Genomic DNA, 22,900 nt, shown 5'->3' with positions numbered 1-22,900 from the left:
CTCGCTGCGCGCTACATCCTGCCACGCAGATCTGATGGGCCGGGCCGAGTCACGCGATCACCACCCCCGTATCCGCCGCTGCGGCCCGCGGGGCAGCCCGGGCCAGGGCGGATGCGACCAGGGGCTGACGCGATTCGAGCCCGTGGGATGACGTCGGCTCGCCTGCCGACCGCATAACCTCGCTCGGTGCGGAAACTGAGCCTCTGGTTGCGGGCGCGCCCGCTGGTCGGCGACAGCGGGATCGCCACCTTCATGCTGCTCCTGCACCTGGGTGAGCTCGGCGGCGAAGGCGATCTCGCGGTCGGCATGCCCACCGCGCTGTTCGTATTGGCCGGGTTGCTGCTGACCGTGCCGGTGTCGGTGCGACGCATCTGGCCGGTGCAGTCGGCGTATGTCGCGCTGCTCGGCCTGGCGATCATGGCGGTCCTCAACGAGGGGCCGGACGTCACCACGACGACCGTGGTGCCGAGCATGATGATCTACACCCTGGTCGCCTACGTGGGGCGCTGGAAGGCGGCGGTCTACACCGCGCTGACCGGCGGTTTCTTGCTGCTGCGGCTGTTCACCGGCGATGAAGCGCCGGAGGACCTGCCCGCGCTGGTCTTCGTCCAGGTCCTCTTCTTCGTCATGCTGGTCGGTTTCTGCTGGGTGCTGGGCGAGTTCATCGGGGCCCGCCGCGCGTACCACGCGGAGGTGGAAAGGCGGCTGCACAACCTGGAATTCGAGCGCGACCAGCAGGCCCGCATCGCGGTCGCCGAGGAGCGCAACCGGATCGCCCTGGAAATCCACGACGTGCTGGCGCATTCGGTGAGCGTGATGGTGACGCAGGCCGACGGCGCCGGTTACGCCCTGCGCAGCAACCCGGACCTCGCCGAACGGGCGTTGCACGCGATCGGCAGCACCGGCCGCGAGGCGCTCGGCGAACTGCGAAGCCTGCTCGGTGTGCTCCGCGACGGCACGGAGCACGACCCCGCCCGCATCCCGCAGCCCACCGCAGCCGACCTGAACGAACTGGTGGACCGGGTGCGCGGGCTCGGGCTCACCGTGTCGATGGAGCTCACCGGCGACTTCACCGGGCTGCCGACCGGGATCGGGCTGAGCGTGTACCGGATCGTGCAGGAGTCGCTGACCAACGTGGTCAAGCACGGCGGCACCGGCACCAAGGCATCGATCCGGGCCGTCAACGACGGGCGGCGCATCGAGATCGAGGTGGTGGACGACGGGATGCGGCGGGAACCGACCGAGATGACCTCGGGCGGCAACGGGCTCATCGGCATGCGGGAGCGCGCCGCGGTCTACGGCGGCACGCTCGCGGCCGGTCCGCGAACCGGCGGCGGCTGGCGGGTGCACGCAATCCTGCCGCTCGACCAGCCGGGCCCGATTTCTTGACGTGGTCACGCACGAATCCGGGCGCCTGGGCCAAGTGGTTGGAAAGTAAAGTCCTGAAAGCGCAGCTTGGATAGGGTGTGCCACATGGTGCGGGTGCTGCTGGTCGACGACCAGGAACTGATGCGCATGGGGTTCCGGATGGTGCTCGACGCGCAGGACGACCTGGAGATCGTCGGCGAGGCCGGCAACGGCGCGGAGGCGGTCGAGTTCGCCGAGCGGTTGCTGCCGGACGTGGTCCTGATGGACGTCCGGATGCCGGTTCTCGACGGTGTCGAGGCGACGCGCCGGATCGTCGCGGCCGACAGCGCGAAGGTCCTGGTGATGACCACCTTCGACCTGGACGAATACGCCCTGTCCGCGTTGCGCAACGGGGCCAGCGGCTTCCTGCTCAAGGATGCGCCGCCGGAGAGCCTGGTCACCGCGGTGCGGTCGGTCGCCAGCGGTGACGCGGTGGTCGCGCCCAGCGTGACGAAGCGGTTGCTCGACCGCTTCCTGGGCGAGCGCGGCGGCCAGCTGCGGGACGCGTCGGTGCTGGACGTGTTGACGGACCGGGAGCGCGAGGTGCTGGTGCTGGTGGCGAAGGGGCTGTCGAACGCCGAGATCGCGGGCAAGCTTTTCCTGTCCGAGGCCACCGTGAAGACGCACCTCGGACGCGTCCTGTCCAAATTGGACGTCCGGGATCGGGTACAGGCGGTGGTGCTGGCCTACGAAACCGGTCTGGTCAAGCCCGGCGAGGCGTGAATTGCGCCTCCAACCAGCCACTTCGGGGCGCATCGGCGGCTAGCCTGCGGTGGTGACCGACGCCGCGTGGAAGCCCCGACTCATCGCCCTCGACGTCGACGGGACGCTGCTCGATCCGGCCACCCAGGAGATTTCCGCGATGGTCCGGGCGGCCGTGCGGCGCGTGGTCGAGGCGGGCGCCCAGGTCGTGGTGTCGACCGGCCGGAGCATGCTCGGAACCCTGCCGATCCTCGACGACCTGGAGCTGATCAGCGGAATCGCGTTGTGCTCCAACGGCGCGGTGCGGGTGGACGCGGCGGCGCGGGAAGTGCTGTCCGTCGAGACCTTCGAGCCGGGGCCGGTGCTCGCCGAGCTGGCCAGGCGGCTGCCCGGCGCGATCTTCGCGGCCGAGGACGTCGGCGCGGGCAGCCTGGTGACCTCCAGGTTCCACGAGCACGAACTGCACGGCCCGCAACAGCTGGCGTCGCTGGACGAACTCGTCAGCGTTCCGGTGCCACGGCTGATCGCGAACTGGGTGGATCACGAGCCCGCCGAGGTCGTCGAGGAGCTGGCCGGGATTCGGTTGCCCGGCTGCACTTTCACGTTGGACCACTACGAGCCGTGGGTCACGGTGGTCCCGGAGGGCGTGACCAAGGGCTCGGCGCTGGAGAAGCTGCGCACCGAACTGGGCATCGCGAGTGAGGACACGTTTGCCGCCGGTGACGGGGACAACGACATCGAGATGCTGCGCTGGGCGGCGCGCGGCGTCGCGATGGGGCAGGCTCCGGCGGCCGTGCGCGCCGCGGCTCACGAGGTCACCGGGCCGGTCGCCGCGGACGGCCTGGCCTCGGCCCAAACTCGTCTTGCGTGGCGGTGCGGGTGGCGGAACCTCGGATGCCCGGACTCCGGGATAGCTGTTTCGCGCATGTCCACCAAGCTCAGGGAGAACCCGGTGAGGTCATCCTGCTGGTGGGGGTCGACTACGACTCCAGTCTGACCCCAGGTCCAGACGCTGGGGCGATGCCGGTGCGAGGGTCGACCGGGCAGGCTTAGCGGTGTGGCCCAAGTGGGCCGCGGCATTGTCGGCCAGACAGGAGTGATCATGATCGAGGCGATCGGCCTCACCAAGCGCTACGGCTCGAAAGTCGCGGTGAACGATCTGTCGTTCACCGTGAAACCCGGCCGGGTAACGGGTTTTCTCGGTCCCAACGGAGCCGGCAAGTCCACCACCATGCGCATGATGCTCGGCCTGGACCGGCCGACCGCGGGTGAGGTGCGCATCGACGGCAAGCCCTACCGCGAGCTGAAGCACCCGCTGCGCACCGTGGGGGCGCTGCTCGACGCGAAGTGGGTGCACCCCAACCGGTCCGCGCGCACCCACCTGCAGTGGATGGCGAAGTCCAACAGCATCCCCGCGAAGCGGGTCGACGAGGTGCTCGGCATGGTCGGCTTGGAGGACGTCGCGCGCCGCAAGGCGGGCGGGTTCTCGCTGGGCATGTCGCAGCGGCTCGGGATCGCCACCGCGCTGCTCGGCGACCCCAAGATCCTGCTGTTCGACGAGCCGGTGAACGGGCTCGACCCGGAGGGCATCCACTGGATCCGGCGGTTTATGCAGGGCCTGGCCGCGGAGGGGCGCACCGTCTTCGTCTCCAGCCACCTGCTGTCCGAAATGGCACTTACCGCCGAGGAACTGGTGGTGATCGGCCGCGGCGAGCTCATCGCGCAGTGCAGCACCCAGCAGTTCGTGGACAACGCCGGCACACAGGGTGTACTGGTGCGCTCGCCTAGCTCGGCGCAGTTGCAACAGCTGCTGAGCGCGCAGGGGCTGAGCGCGCGGTCGACGGCCGCGGACACGCTCTTGGTCGACGAGGTCGGCACCGAGCAGATCGGCGAACTCGCCGCGCAGCACGGGATCGTGCTGCACGAGCTCACCGCGCAACGGAGCTCGTTGGAAGACGCTTTCATCCAGATGACCAGCAACGCAGTCGAATACCAGACCGGTCTCGGCGCCGCCTCGTCCGAGCCGACGGCCTCGGAGGTGGCCCGATGACCCTGCTCGCCGTTGAACGGATCAAGCTCTTCTCCACCAAGTCCCCTTGGTGGTGCACATTCCTCGCGCTGGCGATGACCATCGGGTTCGCGATGCTGTTCGCGGCCGTGTCCGACGGCCAGATGTCGGTGGCGATGACGCAGGCCGGCTATAGGTTCGGGCTGATGGTGGTGCTGGTGCTCGCCGCGCTGTCGATCACCACCGAGTACCGGTTCGGCACGATCCGGGCGACCTTCCAGGCGGTGCCGAACCGGACCGCCGCCCTGCTGGCCAAAACGGTGGTCGTCGCGGTGGTTTCCCTGATCATCGGCGAGTTGGCCGCGTTCGGTTCCTGGGGCGTCGCGAAGCTGCTGGCACCGGGCTCCGACCTCTCGTTCGCCACCGCTGACGACTGGCGCAACGTCGCCGGGGTCGGCCTGGTGTTCGCCGTCAGCGCGGTGCTGGCGGTCGCGGTCGGCGCCCTGCTGCGGCAGACGGCCGGCGCGGTCGCCCTGCTGCTGCTCTGGCCGCTGCTGGTGGAGAGCCTGGTCGGCCTGGTCCCGAAGGTCGGCGACGACGTGCGGAAGTGGATGCCGTTCAACGCGGCCGAGCACTTCCTCTCGGGCACCGCCGGGGTCGGCGAGATGCCGTTCGGTCCGTGGGGCGCGCTCGCCTACTTCGCGGCCGTCGCGGTGGCGGTGTGGGTGATCGCTTTGATCATCGTCCAGCGACGAGACGCATGACCTGCGAGAACTGATCTTGAGTTAACCTTTCATGATCAACTGAACGAAGGCCCAGTTGGGCGAGGGAAAGCAAAACGTTACCCGGCCCGGCCGAGAGTCTGATCACGTCAAAGGATAAGATCGGTGGGGAAAGATCGAGCCGCAGACGTCGCCTACTCGGTGCGCCGCGCCCATTACAGCACGCAGTGTCCGCATTGGACATCGTGCGAGGGCTGACGTCGGGGCCGGCAGGCACGACCAAATTCGACCGACTGCAACAGCGCTCGGGGGCGCCGGCGGTCGGGACGGGGGAGGGCCCGGGCTGTCATTCGGGGGATGGCCCGGGCCCTGTGCTTTCTGAACTTCCAGGTGATCTTCGCGGCGACGCGAGTGCGAATGCCTCAACCCGGCGCGGCGATGGCAGGACGATCCCGAAGTCGAGGGCGAGTTGCGCCTTATGAGCGGAGGCATCCTCTCCGGTCCAGTGCAGTTTCTGAATGCTCTTCTCGACGAGGACCGGCACGTGGTGACGGAGGCGGATGGGACCGTGGTCTCGTTCCTCGACGAGATGGCTAAAGCCTTCGGATTCGTGCCGCTTATCGACCTGCGCGGTGCGGGTGCTCGTTGACGCCTGGTGCGAGGGAACCGTTGCGCAGGGCGCTGTCCCACACCGGGCGCATGGGCGACTGAGCGGCAGCGGGTTTCCGGCTGCTCACATGCCTTATCGCGCAGGCTGCGCTGACGCTTCGCAACTGCAGTCCTTCCTCCGCACTGGCGACGCCTCCGCACGAGAGCCCGCACGCCCCGAGGTGCCGCAGCGATTCATCACTGCGCGAAATCGCCCATCCGGTGCGGGCAGAAGAACGGGCGGGCTGCCTGTTCCCGTTAGACGTTGGGGCGGACCACCAGCACCGGGCAGGCCGCGTGGCGAACGCACTGCTCGGCCACCGACCCCAGCATCAGGCCCGCGAACCCACCGCGGCCCCGATGGCCGACGACGAGCAGGTCCGCTCCCTTCGACGCCGACAGCAGCGCCTGCGGCGACGGTGAATGGACCACGTGGATCTGGACCGGGAGGTCGGCGTGGTCGCCGAGCTTCTTGGACACGATCCGTTCCGTGTCCTCCACCACCGTCTGCTGGAACTGGTCCAGGCTCGGCACGACATTCGGCGGGCAGTCCGCCGGTCGCGGCGCTGTCCGGAAGCTCCAGGCTCGCACCACGTGCAGAGCGGTGTTGCGGCGTCTGGCTTCTTCGGCCGCCACGAGCAGGGCACGCAGTGACGATGCGGAACTGTCCACGCCGACGACGACGCCGCCGTCGATCTCCACCTGTTGGATCGTCTGATCTGGCACCTGTTCACTCCATCCGCACGAGGTCGAGTTGTCGAGCCGATCAGCGTTGCATCAGCCCAAGACGTTGTATATATGTGATTTTAGGCACAATTAACATGCCTGTTTCATTCTGGATATTTGCTGTGGTAAGGCATGAGTAGGGATGTCCCGAACCAGCGTCGCTTGGGGACATGCGCTGGTCGAGGGCGAGTTTGGGCTCGCAACTTTCTCAACAGCAGAAGGGTGGGGCCGAATCATGCAGCCGAAGGAACGGTCGGTAGTCCAGGCGCAGGAGGGCGGTGCGCCAGCGTGGCGGTCTGTGAACGACGTCCAGCTGGAGCCGGTGCCCAGGCTGGAATGGTCGCTGGCAACGGAAGCGCACCCGCCCGCGCTGGAGGCCGCGACACCCGCATCGCTGCGTCGGAGCTGGATCCACACCGCACCCGAACACCAGGTGCTCGGACTGTTTCGCAAGTTGCACGGCGCCAAGCGCCGACTGCCCGCCCCGTGGTGGCTGCGGGCCTTGGACCGCGGCGAGATCGAGTCGCGGGGCGCCGCGTTCGAGATCGAGGACGAGACGCATGCGGTGCTCGGTTCCCGACCAGGTTGGGTTTTCGTGCCCTGGGCCGGGGTCGGCGAGGCCGGGTACTGGGAGTACGCGCCGTCGGACCGCGCGTCGATGCGGGAGCCCACCACCGTGGTGATGACCGACAGGCACCGGGGATGGCTGAACGTGGTGCCGGTGCACGGCGACAACGAGCCGGTTCCGGTGCAGGTCAAGCGGGCCACCGGCCTGGTGGCGATGTTCCCGCAGATCGAAGCCTGGTGACCCGCCGGCCCCGCCTTCGGGCGGGGCGGGGTTCGGTCGCCGGGGCTTGCCGCCCGTTTGCGATACTGGGTTCCCGTGAATGCCTCTGACCAGCAGGTTCCGTTCCGTCGTACCGTCGTCAGCTACGTCCAACGCGGCGAGCGGATGACGGTGGGTCAGCAGCGCGCCTGGGACCGGCATTGGCCCGAGTTGGGTTCCGATGTGACCGCGCTGCCCGAAGGCCGGTTGGGCCTCGCGACCTGGTTCGGCCGCTCCGCCCCGGTCGTGCTGGAGATCGGTTCCGGTATGGGTGAGACGACCTCCCAGCTCGTGGCCGCCCGACCCGACGCCAACTACCTGGCGGTCGAGGTCTACAAGCCGGGCCTGGCCCAGTTGATGCTGCGGGCGGAGAAGCTGGAGGTCACCAACCTCCGGCTGCTCCGCGGCGACGCGATCGTGCTGCTGCGCGACCACATCGAGCCCGCGTCGCTGGCCGAGGTGCGCATCTACTTCCCGGACCCGTGGCCGAAGAAGCGCCACCACAAGCGCCGTCTCGTGCAGCCCGGCTCGGTGGCGCTGATCGCTTCCCGGCTCGCGCCGGGCGGTGTGCTGCACCTCGCGACGGACTGGGAGAACTACGCCGAGCAGATGCTGGAGGTCTGCCAGGCGGAACCGCAGCTGCGCAACCGGTACGCCGACGAGCCGGGTGGTTGGGCGCCGCGGCCGGAGTGGCGGCCGGTCACGAAGTTCGAGAACCGGGCGCACGAAGAGGGCCGCGAGATTCACGACCTGATCTTCGAACGCATCTAGCCCGGTTCGATCGGGACGGCCTGTCACTGCCGTCTCCATCGTCTGAACGGGATCTGCCCGAGCAGATGCGAGATGAAGGCGATGCGGAATGGGTGCCAGCGCGCGACGCAGCCGGCGGACCTCAACCGGTTCGTGCTGGAACGGCTCAACGCCGGTGACGTCGATGGGCTGGTGGCGTTGTACGGGCCCGATGAGGTCCTGATCGTGCCGACCATCAGGGCCGTCGGGCACCGCGAGATCCGTGCGGCGTACGAGCAGTTCGTCGCGGCCAAGCCCGAGTTCGCGGCGGGTGAGACGCAGCCCGCGATCCGCAACGGCGATCTGGCGCTCACCTCGGTTCGGTTGGCCGGTGGTGGCGTCACCGTCGAGGTGGCACGCCGACAGCCCGACGACACCTGGCTGTGGGGCATCGACCAGCCCAGCCTGCGGTGAGTTCAGGCGGATCGGGCTTGCGGCCGCCAACGTCGGATCGTGCGAGTTGTCTGTGCGGGAAGAGGAAGCGGCTGACAGCACCCGTGCCGTGAAGCGCGCTCTGATGCCCGATCTGCTTGGCTGAAAACGGTTCTTGCGCGTCCGTGATTCGGTGATCGGCTGTGCGATGTCGCGGTGTGACGGATACCGGGCCGCGTGGTGATCTCCGCCCGCCGAGCCTCAACGCCGATGAGAAGACGACACTGCTGGGCTTCCGCGACTGCCTGCGGGATGCGGTTGCCGCGAGATCAACTGGTTCGGTTGGGCGTACGCGCCGACACAGCGCTCCCGCATGAACGCTTGCCAGTCCTCGCCTTCGATGCCTCGCCGTACGAGCCGGCCTGTCCAGAAGGAGCTCATACCGCTATCACGCAAGCACTTCGTCGCCGAGTCCAACGATTTCCGGGCCATTGCAGGGCATGCGCACCGGGCGGCTCGTCAGAGTCGCGGCTGTCAGTGCGATTGGTGTTGCGTTGGCGCTGGGTTCGCGCAGATGTCGGCGATCGCCGCGGTGTCCCAGTAGAACGGGTGGATCTCGGTGATCAGCTCGTTGCGGATCGCGATCGTCTGCACGATGGGGAATTCGAGTTCTCGTCCGGTTGCGCGGGCTCGGACCCGGACGTGCGTGAGTACCACGATCGTGCCCGTGGCGTCGTCCGACGCGAGGAAGTCTTGCTCCAGCATTTCGCAGGATTCCCAGGTCCGGCTCATCGCGAGGAAGAACCGTTCCATGCCTGGTGGCCGTGCCAGGTGCCGCCGTAGGGCATCGCCTCGGCTTGGTGCAGGACGACGTCGGGAGAGAAGAACTCGGCGAGCGGTGCGAAACTCGCTTCGCCGGGGCCGCCCGCCGCCACGTACCCGGCCTCCGCCGCGTACATGCCTTCCAACACGGACTTGGTCGCGTTCGTTGCAGTCACGGCATCAGCTTTGTCGAGGGGCCGGCCGGTTGCTGGCGGCGATCGGACGTCGAGTTTCGCCCGCCCCGGACGCACCGGATCGCTTGCCTGCGCATCTGGAACGAACAGGTCGTCCGGTACGCGGGGTATGCGCCCTCCGGCGGTGGCGTGCTCGGCAAACCCCGGTACCAGCGATTCACCGCCGCGCTCCAGCGCCCGGGGGTGGGAGCCACCGAGCCAGCGCAGCCGCTTCGACTACCTGCCTTCACCGTCACCAAGGAAGCGGCCCAGCGGATCCGGCCTGGAAAACCGCCCGGCTCCCAGTCCCCCGAACCGCCGCAACTCCGGTACGACGTGCTGTCGCGGATGAACCGCCGCTGCTTGGGTACGGGCTCGTCCGAGGACTGACCTGCGACTGCTGCGCACGGTCGCTCGTCGAACGACGGGCTGTCGCGAAGCGGTCCACGACTTCGGGGAGAACCGAGCTGAGCGACATGAGCACCAGCAGCGCGAGAGCGATGATCGCGCCGATGGCGGAAACGAGGGTGACGAACATTTCTGACCTCCCAGGATCTTCCTTCTGACACCTCGATCATCACTTCCGGCCGGGTGTTTCGGATCGGTCATGTGGTCGGCCCGGGATGGCCGACCGGCCAGTCCCGCGCGCTGCGGAACTGGCCGGATGGTCACTTGCGACTGGCGGGGCTACTCGCCCACTACTCGTCGGTGATGGGTTCGGTGCTGATCCGGCGCAGCATCGGGCCGCTGGTGGAGGCGGCGAGCACCGCGACGGCCACCCCGATCGCGACGGGGGTGAAGAGCCAGCCACTGATCACCACCGGCGTGTCCGAGCCGAACAAGGTCAGCATCGACATGCCGACCGCGATGCCACCCGCGCCGGCGCCCAGCGTCGCGACCAGTGCGGGCAGCGCCGCCTCGGTCCGCAGCGCACGGCCCAACATGCGCACCGGGGTCCCCGCCGCGATCAACGCGCCGAAGGTGCGTCGGCGGTCGACCACCGACGACGCGGCGGTGATCGCGGCGCTGCTGCCTGCGAGCAGGGCCGTGAGCGAGAGCCCGATGGCGGTCACCCGCTTGAGATCGCTGAGCATCGTCTGCTGCCCCTCCAGCCGCAGCTCGTGGCTGTTGAAGCTGGCGCCGGGAAGCGCCATGCCTAGCGCGGTCCGAACCTTCTCCCGGTCGGCGTCGGTCGCTGGGTTCACGGCCAGCGTCGATTCCCCGGTGTTGCCGATCTCGCCGGGCACCAGCGCGGGATCGATCAGCACCGAATCGCTCAGCTCGGGGTCCTGGCCGCCGAGCGGGCGCGTCACGACGTTCGCGGGCAGTCCGAACTCCGGTGGCACCTCCGCGGTACCCGACTCCGGGATGGGCGAGACCCGCAGACCCGAAGGGGGCAGCTGCGTGCCCGGGTCGACGCGGATGGCCGGTGGCCCCGCGCACCAGCCAACCGCCATCCGGGTCACCGCCGCGGCATCCGGGCAGCTGATGACCAGACCGGCGTACGTGGCGCCTTCGGAGGTGTCGAGCGCGACCGGTTCCGCTCGGACGACGGTGGCCTTCGCGCCGCTGCGGTCCAACTCGTCGACGATGCGATTCTGCTGGTCAGCTGCCTGCGCGGCCGGTACGTCGAGGTACAGCACGGAGTCCTTGAAGGACCGGCCGCCGCCCGCGAAGGTCTCGAAGCTGGGCAGCAGGGTCAGCGCCATCGACCCGACGAAAACCGCGAGGACGATGCCGGACACGGACCGGTAGGCGGCCTTCGGATCGCTGCGTAACCGCCGACCCGCGAGCAGCATCGCCGGGCGTCGCCAGACGGTGGCGAACAACTTGCCGAGCGCCCCGGTGAACCACGGCCCGACCACCGAGGCGGACACCAGCACCGCCGCGAGCGCCGCGAGCAGGAACGTCAAGCCGCCGGTTTCATCGGCCGTGTAGAGCCCGAACGCGAAGAACCCCGCTGCCGCGGGCAGTGCAAGCAGCCGCCACGCCTTGGGCGCCTTTCTCGACTGGCTCATCGCCGCGCCGACGGGCGCCCGCACCACTCGGCGCAGGCCCAGCACCGCCGCCAGCACCACCAGCAGCGGGATCACGACCGCCACCGCGACGAGCGTCGGCAACGACGGCGTGAAGTCGCCGGGTAACCAGGTGCCGCCACCCCACGGGATCTGCGCCCCCAGGTACCGCAGCGGCCAGCTAAGCACGAGCCCGACGACGGTGCCCGCCACCGCGGCGACCGTGGTCTCCGCGGTGACCGTGCCGACCACCTGCCCCGGCGTTGCGCCGGCCAACCGCAGCGCCGCGAGCCGGCGTTCCCGACGTGCGGCGGTCAGCCTGGCGGCCGACGCGACGAGCACGAGGCTGGGAATGGCCAGCAGCACGATCCCCACCCCGGCCAAGAACTTCAGCAGGTCGTCGGTGCCGGCCGCGACCCAGCCCGATTCTTCAGCCTTCGCTGCGTCCAACGTGCCCGGCGGGTGCCCGACCAGCGCGACGAGCTGCTCCGGGAACTTCAGCGACGTCTCGTCCAGCACGCCGACCACCTGGCCGGCGAACCGGTTGGCGAGCTCTTCACGCGGATACTTCTCGGTCAGCTCGGCCAGCCGCGGCGACAGCAGCACCTCGCCCGGCCTGGGGAAGTGCGGCGCGCTGCCCACCGGAGCCCGATCGCCCGAGACGTCGAGCCGGATGATCCGCTCGTTCTGGAAGAAATCCTGGCTCGCCACCGAGATCGCGCCGGAGGGATCCACGGCGCCGCGTTGCCACGACGCCCGTTCCATCCGGGCATCCGTCGCGTTCGGCAGGGTCGCCAGGAACAGGATCAGCGCGGTGGCGACCGCGACCCCGGCCGCGGTGAGCACCGCCGACAGGCGACTGCGGGAGTCCACCCGCAACACCCGCAGCGCCAGCTGCACGGGATTCATCCGACCATCACCCCGCCGGTGATCAGCCCGTCGCGGATCTCCACGATCCGCCCGGCCTTGGCGGCCAGCTCCCGGTCGTGCGTCACGATGACCACCGCCGCTTGGGTGGCTGCTGCGGCGGCGAACAACGCCTGCGTGGTCTCCTCCCCGGTGCGGGTGTCCAGCGCGCCGGTCGGCTCGTCGGCGAAGATCACCTTCGGGCTGTGTGCGAGGGCCCGCGCGATCGCAACCCGCTGCGCTTGGCCGCCGGAGAGCTCGCCGGGCAGGCGCTTCTCCAGCCCGCCCAGGCCGAGCCGGGCCAACCAGTCCCGCGCGCCCGCCAGCGCCTGCTTGCGGTTCGCCCCGGCCAGCAGCAGCGGCAGCGCCGTGTTCTCCTCCGCCGTCAACTCGCCGACCAGCATGCCCTGCTGGAAGACGAAGCCGAACTCGTGCCGCCGCAGCGCGCTGCGCTTGGCCTCCCCGAGCTGGTCTATGCGGTGCCCGTCCAGCAGCACCTCGCCACCGTCCGGGCGCAGGATCCCGGCCAGCACGTGCAGCAGCGTCGTCTTGCCGGAGCCCGACGGACCGACGATCGCCATCACCTCGCCGGTGTGGATCGCCAGGTCCACCCCGGCCAGCGCCTGGTACGGGCCGTAGTTCTTGAGCAACCCGCGCCCCACCAGGAACGGTCCCCCGGGCCGCCGATCGACGGTTGAAGCCGACATCTTCCTTCCTCCTGCTCGTTTCGCGCCGCTAACGCCGTTCGTCGCCGGTGCGGGCCCGTGCTCGCCGTGCCCGCGGTTGCTCGCGTTCGGGCTGCTGCGGTCAAGATCTCGGTGCCCCGCCTGGTGCGGGGCTCGCTCGATTCGAGATTGGCGTGCGGCGGCGGATTTCGGATCGGCCGCGGGGCCGTTGATCGACGGGCGAAGGTCGGCCGATCGGACAGGGCTTTCGAACCATTCGGCCAAGGTGTTCGAATCGGAGCACCGGCTACGGTCGGACCGTGAGCAGTTTCGCGACAAGCCCCGCAGCCGAGCCGGTCGCCCCGTGGTGGCGTCGGCTCGGCGAGTTTCTGCGCGAGCAGTGGATCTTCGCCGGGCTGCTCGGGTTGCTCTGGTGCGGCGACACGCTCGGGCTGCTCTCCAACCGGAGCGCTGCGCTGATCCCGGGCGTCACCGCGATGGCGCTGCTGGCGATCGCGGGCCGACGTGCTCCGCTCCGGTGTGGACTCGCGGCCGCCGTCGTGCTGTGCGGCACAACGATGGTCGGCCGGTTGACCGGCGCGTACTTCCTCTCGCTGGGGCTGGCGAATATCACCCCGACCGAGAACCTGGCGGGTCTGCTGCTGGTGCTCTACCTGTTCCGCTACCACCCGCTGCGCAAGGCCGTTCCGGTCACCGCCGTGCTCGTGGTGGCCTGCGTCGCATCGGTGCTGGTGCGCACCGGCTCGTCGGTCGTCTTCCCGTCGAACGAGATCGGCCAGACGCTCAGCTTCGGCTTCCTTCAGCTGATGCTCACCGTGGGCACCGGAATGTACCTGCGCAGCTGGCAGCCCGCGCAGGAAGAGGTCCGGGACACCCCGTTGCGCGCGCTGGTGCGCCGGCAGTGGCCGGTGATCGCGGTGCTGAGTGTGCTGGTCTTCCTGGAGTTCACGAAGAAGGGGGACAACTCGCTGCTGGCCGGCCTGATCTTGCTGCTGTGCGGTGTCGTGCTGTCGGTGCTGGCCGTCTTCGGGCCGATCCGGCCGTTCGAGGCGGCGGTGCTTGGGTCGACGGCGCTGGTGCTGACCGCGCTGGTGATGCGCTTCTGGGGACTGGAAGCCTCGGTGAGCATGATTGGCGGGGTGCCCTTGGCCTCCACCGGGGCGGGGATGCTGCTGGTGACCTACGCGACGCGGCACGCGGAGCCGCAGCGCGCGGTGTGGGCGGGTGCCGCGCTGGTTGGTTCGGCGCTGTTCGCCCTGTTCGTGATGCCGGTCGACTCGTCGTCGCTCGACGACTGGGACGGCTTCCTGCAACCGGTGTTCACGGGTGGCTTGTTGCTGGTCATCTCCGTCGGTACCGGGATGTACTTCCGCGCCCGGGACTCGGAACGCGCGAAGACCGTGCACAGCGCGGTGTCGGATGCGCAGCAGGCCGAGCGGATGGCGCTGGCGCGGGAGCTGCACGACGTGGTGGCGCACCACGTCACCGGCATCGTGGTGCAGGCCCAGGCCGCCCAGATGGTCGCGGAGAAGAACCCGAAGGCGGCGACTGACGCGTTGGCGCGCATCGCCGACAGCGGCACCGAAGCGCTGACCGCGATGCGGCGGCTGGTCGCGAGCATGCGAGGTGCGGAGCCGGCTGGCGCTTCGGCGGCAACCGAGCAGGCCACGACCGACCTCGAAGCGGATCTGGAAGCTCTCGTGGAAGCCACTCGACGCGTCCCGGTCGGCTACCACGCAGCGACCACTGTGGACCTCCGAGTGGACCTCGGTCGGGAGATCCCGCCGGAGGTCGCCCGATCCACACTCCGCGTGGTGCAGGAATCCCTGACCAACGCCGAGAAGCACGCGCTCAACGCGAGTTACGTGCAGATCGACGTCCGCGCCGACCCGATAAACGTGTACGCGCGGATCACCGACGACGGCACGGCGGTGCGTCACAAACCGGTCGGCGGGTCGGGCGGATACGGTCTGGTGGGGATGCGGGAGCGGATCGAGCTGCTGGGCGGCCGGTTCCAGGCCGGTCCGGGAGAGCACGTTGGTTGGTGCGTCGAGGCAGTGCTGCCGTTGGCGGAGCAGAACGGGGAAGTGGGACGACGATGATCCGGGTGTTGATCGCCGACGACCAGGAGCTGGTGCGCGCCGGTTTCCGGATGATCCTGGAGTCCCAGGACGACATCGAAGTGGTGGCCGACGTGGCGACCGGGTTGGATGCGGTCCGGGTCGCGCGGGAGAAGCGGCCGGACGTGTGCCTGATGGACATCCGGATGCCCGGGATCGACGGGCTGGAGGCGACCAAGCAGCTGGCCGGTCCCGACGTCGCCGACCCGATCAAGGTGGTCGTCGTGACCACCTTCGACCTGGACGAGTACGTCGACCGCGCGTTGCGCAACGGGGCGAGCGGCTTCCTGCTCAAGGACGCCGGTCCGACGCTGCTGCTGGAGGCGATCCGGGCGGCGGAGCGCGGCGACGCGCTGGTCTCGCCGCAGATCACGGTGCGCCCGCTCAAGCACTTCGCGCAGCCGCAGGTGCAACGCCGCGCTGTGCCGAAGCCGACCGTGGAGCTGACTGAGCGCGAACTCGATGTCGTGCGGGCGACCGCGCGCGGTCTGACCAACGGCGAGATCGGCCAGGAGCTGTACATGTCGCTGTCCACGGTGAAGACCCATCTCGCCGCCGCGCAGGGCAAGATCAAGGCCCGCAACCGAGTGGAGACTGCGGCGTGGGCGTGGCGCAGCGGGTTGATGGACGACGCGTGATTCCTCGCCCTGCACCAGTGGTTCGGGAGTAGCGCTGCGGGACGGTCCGCGCCACAGAGTCCCTATGCGCATCGAGTCGTGGTCTCCCTTGTTTCGCAAGGAGTTCGGTGGAGCGCAGCGTGGTGTCCGTGGCGGATGCTGTTGGCGTGCTGCCGATCGAGGCGTTGCCCAAGGTGTCGGCAACCGTTGTCCTACCCGTTCGGGGTCGGCCGACAGGCTGGTTGGGACTGGCCGATCGAACGAGGTCGACTGACCGATCAGCCGAGGTCCGGGGCCTCGGACCCGGCGATGCTGGAGTCATGACACAGCGGATGCAGGACATCGTTCTCGTGGCAGTGCTGGCCGGGATCGCGGGGTTGGCGGGGGTGATCATGTTGCTCGTCATAAGCACAGGTGGCGGCGGATAAGCGTCGGGCAGAATGCGGGGCATGTCGATCGCGCTACGCCTGCACGCGCCCGTAGTCCTGCCATGCGATCCCGGTTGTTCGGTGATCCGGGACGCCGTGGTGGACGTCGACGGCAAGGGGCGCATCGTGTACTGCGGGCCGCGCGCCGGGGCGCCGGAACGTCCGCACGGCGCGAATGTCCGGGAATGCAGCGGAATCCTGCTGCCTGGGTTGATCAACGCGCATGCGCACAGCCCGATGACGCTGCTGCGGGGGATGGGCGGAGACCTGCCGTTGCTGCGTTGGCTGCACGAGGTGATCTGGCCGGCCGAGGCGCGGCTGCGGCCGGCAGACGTCCGTGCCGGGATGGAGCTCGGGTGCGTCGAGATGCTCCGGGCCGGGGTCACGACGAGCGCCGAGATGTACTTCATGGGCGAGGCGGTGGTCGACGCCACGCTGGCGGTCGGGTCGAGGGTGGTGTTCGCCTCGGCGGTCATCTCCACCCCGGCGCTGGACAAGCTCGGCGGCTGGCAGGGCATGGTCGACGGGATCAACCGGTGGATCGACGCCGACGGCCTGCGGTTCGGGCCCGGTGATCGGGTGGAGCTGGCCTACGGGCCGCACTCGGCGTACACCCTGCCGCCGGAGGCGTTGCAGGCGATCGGCGAGTCCGCGCAGCAGCGTGCCGCGCTGGTCCACACGCATGTGGCGGAGACCCTCGCCGAGGACACCGAACAGCGCGCGCAGTTCGGTTCGGTGCCCGCGTTGTTGGAGAAGCTCGGTGTGCTCGACGGCCGTGTGCTCGCCGCGCACGGCGTGCACCTGTCGGACGACGACATCGAGCTGTTCGTGCGTCGCGGGGTGGGCGTGGCGCACTGCCCGGGGTCCAACGCGAAGCTCGCCTCGGGGACCGCGCGGTTGGTCGACCTGCTCGCCGCGGGGATTCCGGTGGGGCTGGGCACCGACGGGCCGTCCAGCAATGACGATCTGGATCTGTGGGAGGAGGTGCAGTTGGCGGGGCTGTTCGCGCGGACCGTGACGGGCGATGCGACGGCGCTGAGCGCGGGTGCGGCGCTGCTCGCCGCGACGCGGGGCGGCGCGGAGGCGCTGCACCGGGACGACATCGGCACCCTGGAGCCGGGGCGCTGGGCCGACATCGTGCACCTGGACGTCGACGACCCTGCGTTCGCCACGGGCCTGGACGCGCCGGACGATCAGGTGCTGGCGAACGTGGTGTGGGCGGCCGGATCCCGGTGCGTCCGGGACGTCTGGGTCGCGGGTGAAGCGGTGCTGCACGACCGCGAGCCCACGCGCGTGGACCGGGGCAACGTGCAGGCCGCAGCCCGCACAGCGTCGCAGCACATCCGGGGCTGACGGCCGGATGGCCTGACGGAGCGCACCGAGACGTGCGGCGGCGTGCGTATCGCCCGGCACGCCACCGCTGCCAACCGGCGCTGAATCGGCGATGGACCCGACCGCACCGGCCGCCGGTCGTCCGGACTGCCTGCCCGAATCGCGATGCCCGGACAGGCCCCAGGTCAGGACGGCCGGATGACGATCTCGGTGAGGTGTGCGTCGGCGCTGGCGCGCACCGCCGACACGATCGGCGCCGCCACCGATTCGGGGCGCAGGTAATGGTCCGGGTCGAACGCCTGGCCTTCCTGCTCGCGGACGCTGCGCTGCATGTCGGTGACGGTGCGACCCGGGAACACCGAGGTGACTCGAACGCCGTTGGTCGCTTCTTCGGCGCGGAGCACGTCGGCGAAGGCGCGCAGCGCGAACTTGCTCGCGGCGTAGGAACCCCAGTTCGGCTTCGCGGACAGGCCGGCGCCGGAGTTGACGAGCACGACGTGGCCCTTCGCGGCGCGCAGCGCGGGCAGCAGCAGCCGCGTCAGCTCGGTGACGGCGAAGAGGTTCAGCTCGAAGGTGCGCCGCCAGGAGTCGCTGGCGGCCTCGGCGACGGGGGCCAGCTCGACGAGACCGGCGCTGTGCACCACAACGTCGAGCCGATCGATGTCGGCGACCGCGGCGGCGACGGCATTGTGGTCGGTGAGTTCCACGGGCCACGCTTTGGCACCGGGGAGTTCGTCGACGAGGGTTTGTAGCGCGGTGGCGTCGCGCCCGCCCAACAGCAGATCGTGCGTATCGGAAAGCGAGCGAGCGACGGCGGCCCCGATGCCTCTTGAGGCGCCGGTGACCAGGGCAATTGGGCGTTCGAGCATGCCACAACGGTATCGTCGGGCGGTTCCGGGGCGGCTACCGGCCGTCCCAACGAGCGGCTGTCTCTTGACCCGTTGGGGTGTTGGGGCTTAGGTCACTCCAGTGAGCAGTGCCGACGCAGCCCCTGCCGAAGTCCAGAACCGGATCCTGCGTAAGGTCGCGGTCCGGCTGATGCCGTTCCTGATCTTGCTCTATTTCGTGAACTACCTGGATAGGGTCAACATCGGTTTCGCCGGCCCGAACGGGATGAACGACGAGCTGGGGCTGACCGCGACGGCCTTCGGCTTCGCGTCGGGCATCTTCTTCATCGGCTACCTGGTGCTGGAGGTGCCGAGCAACCTCGCCCTGCACCGCTTCGGGGCGCGGAAGTGGCTCGCCCGAATCATGATCAGCTGGGGCGTGGTGGCCACGGTGATGGCGTTCGTGCCGAGCCCCACCGCCCTGGTCGTGCTGCGGTTCCTGCTCGGCGTGGCCGAGGCCGGGTTCTTCCCGGGCATCATCCTGTACCTGACCTACTGGTTCCAGGCGGCGCAGCGGGCGAAGGCGGTCGCGCTGTTCATGACCGCGATCCCGGTGTCCAGCGCCATCGGAGCGACGGTTTCGAGCGCACTGATCAGCGCCGGGCACGGGATCTTCGGGCTGTCCGGGTGGCGGTTCATGTTCCTCGTCGAGGGCATTCCGGCGATGCTGCTCGCGGTGGCGACCTGGTTCTACCTGACCGACCGGCCGTCGGAGGCGAAGTGGCTGTCGGCGGAAGAAAGGGCCTGGCTGAGCGACCGGCTGGAGGCCGAGCGCGCGCAGACCGAGACGGCGCACGGCTGGCCGCTGCGGAAGGCGCTGACCCACCCCCGGATCCTGGCGCTGGCGTTCGTGTACTTCGGCATCGCGTACGGCCTGTACGCGCTGGGCTTCTTCCTGCCCACCATCATCAAGGGCTTCGAGCAGCAGTACGGCACTGATCTGTCCACTATGGAAACCGGACTGGTCACCGCGGTGCCGTACGTGGTCGGCGCGGTGGCTATGGTGTTCTGGGCCGTGCACGGCGACCGGAAGCGGGAGCGGGTGTGGCACGTCGCACTGCCGATGCTGCTCGGCGGCGTGTGCATCCCGATCGCGCTGTACCTGGGTAATCCGCTCAGCGCGATGGCCGCCGTGACGGTCTGCGCGGTCGGCGTCTGCGCCGCGCTGCCGACCTTCTGGGCGCTGCCGAGCAACTTCTTGTCCGGTGCCGCGGCGGCGGGTGGCATCGCGCTGATCAACTCGCTGGGCAACATCAGCGGCTTCGCAGCGCCGTACATCACTGGTGCGCTCAAGGACGCGACCGGTTCCCAGAAGACCGGCCTGTGGGTGGTCGGCTTCGTGATGGTCGCGGCTGCGATCACGGTGATCGCCCTCCGCGCGGCACCGCGGGCGGAGAAGCAAGTAGTGAGCACGGAGCAAGCAACCTGATGCGCCTCGCGGTCCTCGGAGGCTGCGGGCATGGCCGGGTGCGGGGCAGGCGTGCAGCGGTTACCTCGTCGAGCAGGACGGGTTCCGCCCGCCGCACCGACCGCACGGACGCGATTTCGGCCACCGCGCCGAGCACTCCCCAACCGCTCGGCGCACCGCGGCACCGCGCCGTCCGGCACCACCCAGGCCAGGTCGATATCGCTGTACTCGTCAGCGGTTCCGGCTCGCAGCGAACCGATCAGACACCCGCGATCCCGGCGCAGCGCCGCTCAAAGCGCTCGCCGGGCCCGCGCGAACGTTGCTTGATCCGCAAACGCCACCAGCCGAAACTACCCGGGAAGCGCAACGAGGGCCTCCGGAAAAAGCCGAAGACCCCCGCGCTCGCAAGGTGGATCAGCTTGCGCCGATCTCACCGCCGTCCTTGCGCCAGACCGCCACGACCGACGGGCGCGGCTGCGAGTTGCCGCCGTCGGGCCAGTGCGAGGCCGGCTTGTCCGCGCTCGCCCCGTCGAGCTCGCCCGGGTGCTGCACGCACACGGTCACGAACTTGTCCCGGATCACCGGGCCGCAGGTCTCCGCGCCGTGCGGCACCGTCAGGAACTGCTTGACGTGACCGCGCTCCGGGCCGTCCACCGGCACCGAGAACAGGCCGTCGTTGCTCTTCAGCGCGTTGCCGTCGGTGGAGATCCACAGGTTGCCGTGCCGGTCGAAGGCCACGTTGTCCGGGCAAGAGATCGGGCTAACCTGCGACTTGTCGAACCCGCCGAAGTAGGTTCCCGCGTCGTTCGGGTCGCCACACACCAGCAGCAGGTTCCAGCGGAGCTTGGTGCCGACCGCGTCGTCGTCGATCTCCAGGATGTGGCCGTGCTTGTTGCCGACCCGCGGGTTGGCCTCGTCCGGCGCGGCATTGCCGGTCGAGCCGCGGTTGCTGTTGTTGGTCAGCGCGCAGTAGATGCGCCCGTTGACCGGGTTCGGCTCGATGTCCTCCGGCCGGTCCATCTTGGTCGCCCCGACCTCGTCGGCGGCGAGGCGGGTGAAGATGTAGACCTCTTCGGCGGTGTACCCGGGCACGAACGACTTCTTGCCGCTGGCCAGCGGAATCCACTCGCCGGTGCCGTCGAAGTGGCCGTCCGACGGCAGCTTGCCGGTGCCGTCGATCTCGCTGGCCGGGCTGTTGCCGCTGAACTTCGCGACGTACAGGGTGCCGTCGTCGAGCAGCGACATGTTGTGCCGGCGGGCGTGGGCGCTGTTGCCCTGCTTCACCTTGCCGTTGGAGACGAACTTGTAGATGTAGTCGAAGCGCTCGTCGTCACCGGAGTAGGCCACGACCCGGCCATCCTCGGCGATCTTGATGGTCGCGGTCTCGTGCTTGAAGCGGCCGAGCCCGGTGTGCTTGACCGGCGTCGAGTTCGGGTCGTGCGGGTCGATCTCGACGATCCAGCCGAAGCGGTTCGCCTCGTTGGACTCCTTGGCGAGGTCCCAGCGCTTGTCGAACCGCTCCCACTTGCGGGTGCTCGCGGTGCCCTTGAGGCCGTAGCGGGCGAGGCGCTTCTTGGCCGTCGGCTCGGTGACCGAGTCGGCGTTGGCGAAGTACTGGTTGAAGTTCTCCTCGCCCGAGAGGATCGTTCCCCACGGCGTCATGCTGCCCGCACAGTTGTTCTGCGTGCCGAGGACCTTCGTGCCGGTTGGGTCGGCGGAGGTCTTGAGGTAGTCGCTACCCGCGGCCGGCCCACGCAGCTCGAACGGCGTGCTCAGGGTGATGCGCCGGTTGTACTTGCTCGGCAGCGGCTTGAGCCGGCCGCCCTGCTGCTCGACGTACACCACCGAGAGGCCGTGCGCGGCCCAGGCGATGCGGACCTGCTCTTCGGTCGGGTTGTTCTCGTCGTAGCCGACGAACATGTGCGTCTCGGTGGTGTACTCGTGGTTCACCACCAGCAGGCTGCGCTTGCCGCTGCCGTCCAGCGGGACCAGCTCGGCGAAGTCGTTGTTGTAGCCGAACTGCTTCTCCTGCGCGGCCGCGGTCTGGTTGTTGAAGTCGAACTCGGGCGCGCCGGGCAGCACCGGGTCGCCCCAGCGGATCACGATGCCCTGCTCGTAGCCTTCGGGGATGACGACCCGGTCTTCGGTGTTCGGGGCGACCGGGGTGTAGTCGGTTCCCGGCACGTTGCCCTGGCGCGGGCGGGCGAGCGGAGCGGGTGCGGGGGTCGCCGCCGTCGCGGTGCCCGCGAGGGCCGTCGCGCCGCCGACGGTCAGCGCGAGCACGCCGCTGGCCTTGAGCGCGCCGCGTCGGCTGAGCACGCTCTCGACGATGTCGCCGAAGTAGGCGTTGTCGGAGGTGTTGGGGGCTTCATGCGCGCAGGCGTTGCCGCAGCGGTACTTGCAGGTCACCGAGGAGCGGTTGGCCGAGTGGTGGGGAAGCAGGGGGAGCGGGATGACCCGCCCGCTGTCCGGTCGGGAAGACAAGCGGACCTCCAGATGCTCGTCAGGGGAACAACTGGAAGTTAGGTCGATCAGGCGATGGTTCCTGGACGTAAATGTGAACGGGGGCTAAACGTGCGACGCAGAGTTATCGAAACCGCAGGCGAGAGACCCGAATTGACCGACGCTGCGTGTCCGACCGAACACCGAATCAGCAGTAGGGCGGCTGGTTGGTGAGCGCGGTCGGTCAGCCAGACGCGGAATTGCTCGTAGACGTCGGGCATGCGGCCGCTGTTCGCGACGGTGCGGTCGTCGCGGGAGGTGACGCCGGGAGTTTCCGCAGGGTGTCGGCCACCGAAGCCGGCTGCCAGCGCACGGCGAGCGCGGTGGTGTCCGGCGCGGTCCCGGGGCTCGGGAGTTCCCCGATCAGGCTTGCGGTGGGTGCGCGCTCCGGGGATCGAGTCCCAGCCCTCCGGGCGGTCGGTGCCGGGACGACCGGTGAGCAGGTAGCTGTAGAGCACTGCGTGGCCCCGGCCGAGCTACTCGACGTGGACCGCTTCACCTGCTGTGCTCGGGAGTTCCAGGTGCGGCATCCGCCTCCCGGGCAGGTGGTTCGCTGCGCCGTCGTCCTCGGACACGGGCAGGTCGGCTGGCAGGTTCAGGTAGTCGTTCACTGGTCCTCTTCACGGGCGGCGCGACTGTTGCGATGGGCAGCTTCGCGCAGGTGCGCGATAAACACCGGGGCGGCGGGAGGTGAGCGCGTCGATCCGCTCGGTGAGCTCGTCGATGGCCGCCCGGTACCCGGCGAGCGAGGCCGGGCAGTGGTCCGCGTGGTGCCGACCGTCCGCGAGGCAATCTAGGAACGGC

The 22,900-nt window shown here is 69.3% G+C and carries 22 protein-coding genes and 1 pseudogene; 16 read left to right on the top strand and 7 right to left on the bottom strand.

Annotated elements, in window-relative coordinates; translation table 11 throughout:
- Positions 1-186 precede the first annotated feature (186 nt).
- From SSPN_RS0131740 to SSPN_RS57190, 6 genes are all read left to right on the top strand, one after another.
- Positions 187-1,389, top strand: coding sequence for a sensor histidine kinase (locus SSPN_RS0131740; RefSeq protein ID WP_010312979.1), 1,203 nt, complete (start codon positions 187-189; stop codon positions 1,387-1,389).
- 84 nt (positions 1,390-1,473) lie between these two features.
- The gene (locus SSPN_RS0131735) at positions 1,474-2,130 is read left to right on the top strand and encodes a response regulator (RefSeq protein WP_010312978.1); all 657 of its coding nucleotides are present in this window, start codon (positions 1,474-1,476) and stop codon (positions 2,128-2,130) included.
- A gap of 52 nt (positions 2,131-2,182) precedes the next feature.
- Positions 2,183-3,106 (top strand): HAD family hydrolase, encoded by a 924-nt coding sequence (locus SSPN_RS0131730; RefSeq protein WP_202798965.1) that lies wholly within the window; start codon positions 2,183-2,185, stop codon positions 3,104-3,106.
- A gap of 105 nt (positions 3,107-3,211) precedes the next feature.
- Positions 3,212-4,159, top strand: a complete 948-nt coding sequence (locus tag SSPN_RS0131725; RefSeq protein WP_010312975.1) for an ABC transporter ATP-binding protein — start codon at positions 3,212-3,214, stop codon at positions 4,157-4,159.
- Positions 4,156-4,881 (top strand): ABC transporter permease, encoded by a 726-nt coding sequence (locus SSPN_RS0131720; protein ID WP_010312974.1) that lies wholly within the window; start codon positions 4,156-4,158, stop codon positions 4,879-4,881. The genes SSPN_RS0131725 and SSPN_RS0131720 overlap by 4 nt, the downstream gene beginning before the upstream one ends.
- A 436-nt stretch (positions 4,882-5,317) precedes the next feature.
- Complete coding sequence (locus SSPN_RS57190; protein ID WP_158309678.1) at positions 5,318-5,488, top strand: hypothetical protein; 171 nt, start codon at positions 5,318-5,320, stop codon at positions 5,486-5,488.
- A 257-nt stretch (positions 5,489-5,745) separates the two neighbouring features.
- Here SSPN_RS57190 and SSPN_RS0131710 read toward each other — a convergent pair whose 3' ends face one another.
- Entirely contained in the window at positions 5,746-6,213 is a 468-nt protein-coding gene (locus SSPN_RS0131710; RefSeq protein WP_237710855.1) for a universal stress protein, read from the bottom strand.
- Positions 6,214-6,448: 235 nt separating this feature from the next.
- Here SSPN_RS0131710 and SSPN_RS0131705 point away from each other — a divergent pair, with 235 nt between their 5' ends.
- The 3 genes from SSPN_RS0131705 (at position 6,449) to SSPN_RS0131695 (ending at position 8,242) form a co-directional block, all read left to right on the top strand.
- Entirely contained in the window at positions 6,449-7,021 is a 573-nt protein-coding gene (locus tag SSPN_RS0131705; protein ID WP_010312969.1) for a hypothetical protein, read from the top strand.
- 144 nt (positions 7,022-7,165) lie between these two features.
- On the top strand, positions 7,166-7,810 hold the full coding sequence (gene trmB, locus SSPN_RS0131700) for a tRNA (guanosine(46)-N7)-methyltransferase TrmB (protein ID WP_237710872.1): 645 nt from the start codon (positions 7,166-7,168) through the stop codon (positions 7,808-7,810).
- A gap of 81 nt (positions 7,811-7,891) precedes the next feature.
- A complete protein-coding gene (locus SSPN_RS0131695; protein WP_029535924.1) occupies positions 7,892-8,242 on the top strand; it encodes a YybH family protein in 351 nt (116 codons plus the stop codon).
- 492 nt (positions 8,243-8,734) lie between these two features.
- Here SSPN_RS0131695 and SSPN_RS55720 read toward each other — a convergent pair whose 3' ends face one another.
- The gene (locus SSPN_RS55720; protein WP_249028287.1) at positions 8,735-8,965 is read right to left on the bottom strand and encodes a nuclear transport factor 2-like protein; all 231 of its coding nucleotides are present in this window, start codon (positions 8,963-8,965) and stop codon (positions 8,735-8,737) included.
- 23 nt (positions 8,966-8,988) lie between these two features.
- On the bottom strand, positions 8,989-9,198 hold the full coding sequence (locus tag SSPN_RS60675; protein WP_010312955.1) for a hypothetical protein: 210 nt from the start codon (positions 9,196-9,198) through the stop codon (positions 8,989-8,991).
- A 3-nt stretch (positions 9,199-9,201) separates the two neighbouring features.
- On the opposite strand from SSPN_RS60675, the pseudogene SSPN_RS60670 reads away from it, so the two are divergent.
- Together SSPN_RS60670 and SSPN_RS60665 are read left to right on the top strand one after the other, a co-directional pair.
- Positions 9,202-9,342: pseudogene (locus tag SSPN_RS60670) on the top strand (hypothetical protein); the annotation flags it as partial.
- Between the two features lie 3 nt (positions 9,343-9,345).
- On the top strand, positions 9,346-9,585 hold the full coding sequence (locus SSPN_RS60665) for a hypothetical protein (RefSeq protein WP_010312954.1): 240 nt from the start codon (positions 9,346-9,348) through the stop codon (positions 9,583-9,585).
- A gap of 308 nt (positions 9,586-9,893) precedes the next feature.
- Here SSPN_RS60665 and SSPN_RS0131685 read toward each other — a convergent pair whose 3' ends face one another.
- Complete coding sequence (locus tag SSPN_RS0131685) at positions 9,894-12,119, bottom strand: FtsX-like permease family protein (protein WP_029535923.1); 2,226 nt, start codon at positions 12,117-12,119, stop codon at positions 9,894-9,896.
- On the bottom strand, positions 12,116-12,823 hold the full coding sequence (locus SSPN_RS0131680; protein ID WP_010312952.1) for an ABC transporter ATP-binding protein: 708 nt from the start codon (positions 12,821-12,823) through the stop codon (positions 12,116-12,118). Before SSPN_RS0131680 ends, SSPN_RS0131685 begins: the two co-directional genes overlap by 4 nt.
- Before the next feature lie 278 nt (positions 12,824-13,101).
- Between SSPN_RS0131680 and SSPN_RS0131675 the strand changes: the two genes are divergently transcribed.
- The 3 genes from SSPN_RS0131675 to SSPN_RS0131660 all read left to right on the top strand — a co-directional run bounded on the left by SSPN_RS0131675 (position 13,102) and on the right by SSPN_RS0131660 (position 17,320).
- Positions 13,102-14,904, top strand: coding sequence for a sensor histidine kinase (locus SSPN_RS0131675; protein ID WP_010312951.1), 1,803 nt, complete (start codon positions 13,102-13,104; stop codon positions 14,902-14,904).
- On the top strand, positions 14,901-15,560 hold the full coding sequence (locus SSPN_RS0131670; RefSeq protein ID WP_010312949.1) for a response regulator transcription factor: 660 nt from the start codon (positions 14,901-14,903) through the stop codon (positions 15,558-15,560). The genes SSPN_RS0131675 and SSPN_RS0131670 overlap by 4 nt, the downstream gene beginning before the upstream one ends.
- Before the next feature lie 419 nt (positions 15,561-15,979).
- Entirely contained in the window at positions 15,980-17,320 is a 1,341-nt protein-coding gene (locus SSPN_RS0131660; RefSeq protein WP_010312947.1) for an amidohydrolase family protein, read from the top strand.
- A gap of 164 nt (positions 17,321-17,484) precedes the next feature.
- Here the strand turns inward: SSPN_RS0131660 and SSPN_RS0131655 are convergent, their stop codons facing one another.
- Entirely contained in the window at positions 17,485-18,168 is a 684-nt protein-coding gene (locus SSPN_RS0131655; protein WP_010312946.1) for an SDR family oxidoreductase, read from the bottom strand.
- 100 nt (positions 18,169-18,268) lie between these two features.
- Here SSPN_RS0131655 and SSPN_RS0131650 point away from each other — a divergent pair, with 100 nt between their 5' ends.
- Positions 18,269-19,615: an MFS transporter gene (locus SSPN_RS0131650; RefSeq protein WP_010312945.1), complete on the top strand. Its 1,347-nt coding sequence runs from the start codon at positions 18,269-18,271 to the stop codon at positions 19,613-19,615.
- Between the two features lie 393 nt (positions 19,616-20,008).
- Here SSPN_RS0131650 and SSPN_RS0131645 read toward each other — a convergent pair whose 3' ends face one another.
- Positions 20,009-22,078 (bottom strand): PhoX family protein, encoded by a 2,070-nt coding sequence (locus SSPN_RS0131645; RefSeq protein ID WP_010312943.1) that lies wholly within the window; start codon positions 22,076-22,078, stop codon positions 20,009-20,011.
- Positions 22,079-22,266: 188 nt separating this feature from the next.
- On the opposite strand from SSPN_RS0131645, the gene SSPN_RS58780 reads away from it, so the two are divergent.
- Entirely contained in the window at positions 22,267-22,893 is a 627-nt protein-coding gene (locus SSPN_RS58780; RefSeq protein WP_202798964.1) for a hypothetical protein, read from the top strand.
- The last annotated feature ends 7 nt before the right edge of the window (positions 22,894-22,900 follow it).

The organism is Saccharopolyspora spinosa NRRL 18395 (assembly GCF_000194155.1).
GTDB lineage: Bacteria > Actinomycetota > Actinomycetes > Mycobacteriales > Pseudonocardiaceae > Saccharopolyspora > Saccharopolyspora spinosa.
The sequence above is the reverse complement of the archived record's forward strand: the minus strand, read 5'-3'. Positions and strand labels throughout refer to the sequence as shown.

Coding starts and splice junctions, on each gene's coding strand:
- SSPN_RS0131735 (WP_010312978.1), top strand. CDS start 1,474: ATGGTGCGGGTGCTGCTGGTCGACGACCAGGAACTGATGCGCATGGGG.
- SSPN_RS0131725 (WP_010312975.1), top strand. CDS start 3,212: ATGATCGAGGCGATCGGCCTCACCAAGCGCTACGGCTCGAAAGTCGCG.
- SSPN_RS0131720 (WP_010312974.1), top strand. CDS start 4,156: ATGACCCTGCTCGCCGTTGAACGGATCAAGCTCTTCTCCACCAAGTCC.
- SSPN_RS57190 (WP_158309678.1), top strand. CDS start 5,318: ATGAGCGGAGGCATCCTCTCCGGTCCAGTGCAGTTTCTGAATGCTCTT.
- SSPN_RS0131705 (WP_010312969.1), top strand. CDS start 6,449: ATGCAGCCGAAGGAACGGTCGGTAGTCCAGGCGCAGGAGGGCGGTGCG.
- trmB (WP_237710872.1), top strand. CDS start 7,166: ATGACGGTGGGTCAGCAGCGCGCCTGGGACCGGCATTGGCCCGAGTTG.
- SSPN_RS0131695 (WP_029535924.1), top strand. CDS start 7,892: ATGCGGAATGGGTGCCAGCGCGCGACGCAGCCGGCGGACCTCAACCGG.
- SSPN_RS55720 (WP_249028287.1), bottom strand. CDS start 8,965: ATGCTGGAGCAAGACTTCCTCGCGTCGGACGACGCCACGGGCACGATC.
- SSPN_RS0131685 (WP_029535923.1), bottom strand. CDS start 12,119: ATGAATCCCGTGCAGCTGGCGCTGCGGGTGTTGCGGGTGGACTCCCGC.
- SSPN_RS0131680 (WP_010312952.1), bottom strand. CDS start 12,823: ATGTCGGCTTCAACCGTCGATCGGCGGCCCGGGGGACCGTTCCTGGTG.
- SSPN_RS0131670 (WP_010312949.1), top strand. CDS start 14,901: ATGATCCGGGTGTTGATCGCCGACGACCAGGAGCTGGTGCGCGCCGGT.
- SSPN_RS0131660 (WP_010312947.1), top strand. CDS start 15,980: ATGCGGGGCATGTCGATCGCGCTACGCCTGCACGCGCCCGTAGTCCTG.
- SSPN_RS0131655 (WP_010312946.1), bottom strand. CDS start 18,168: ATGCTCGAACGCCCAATTGCCCTGGTCACCGGCGCCTCAAGAGGCATC.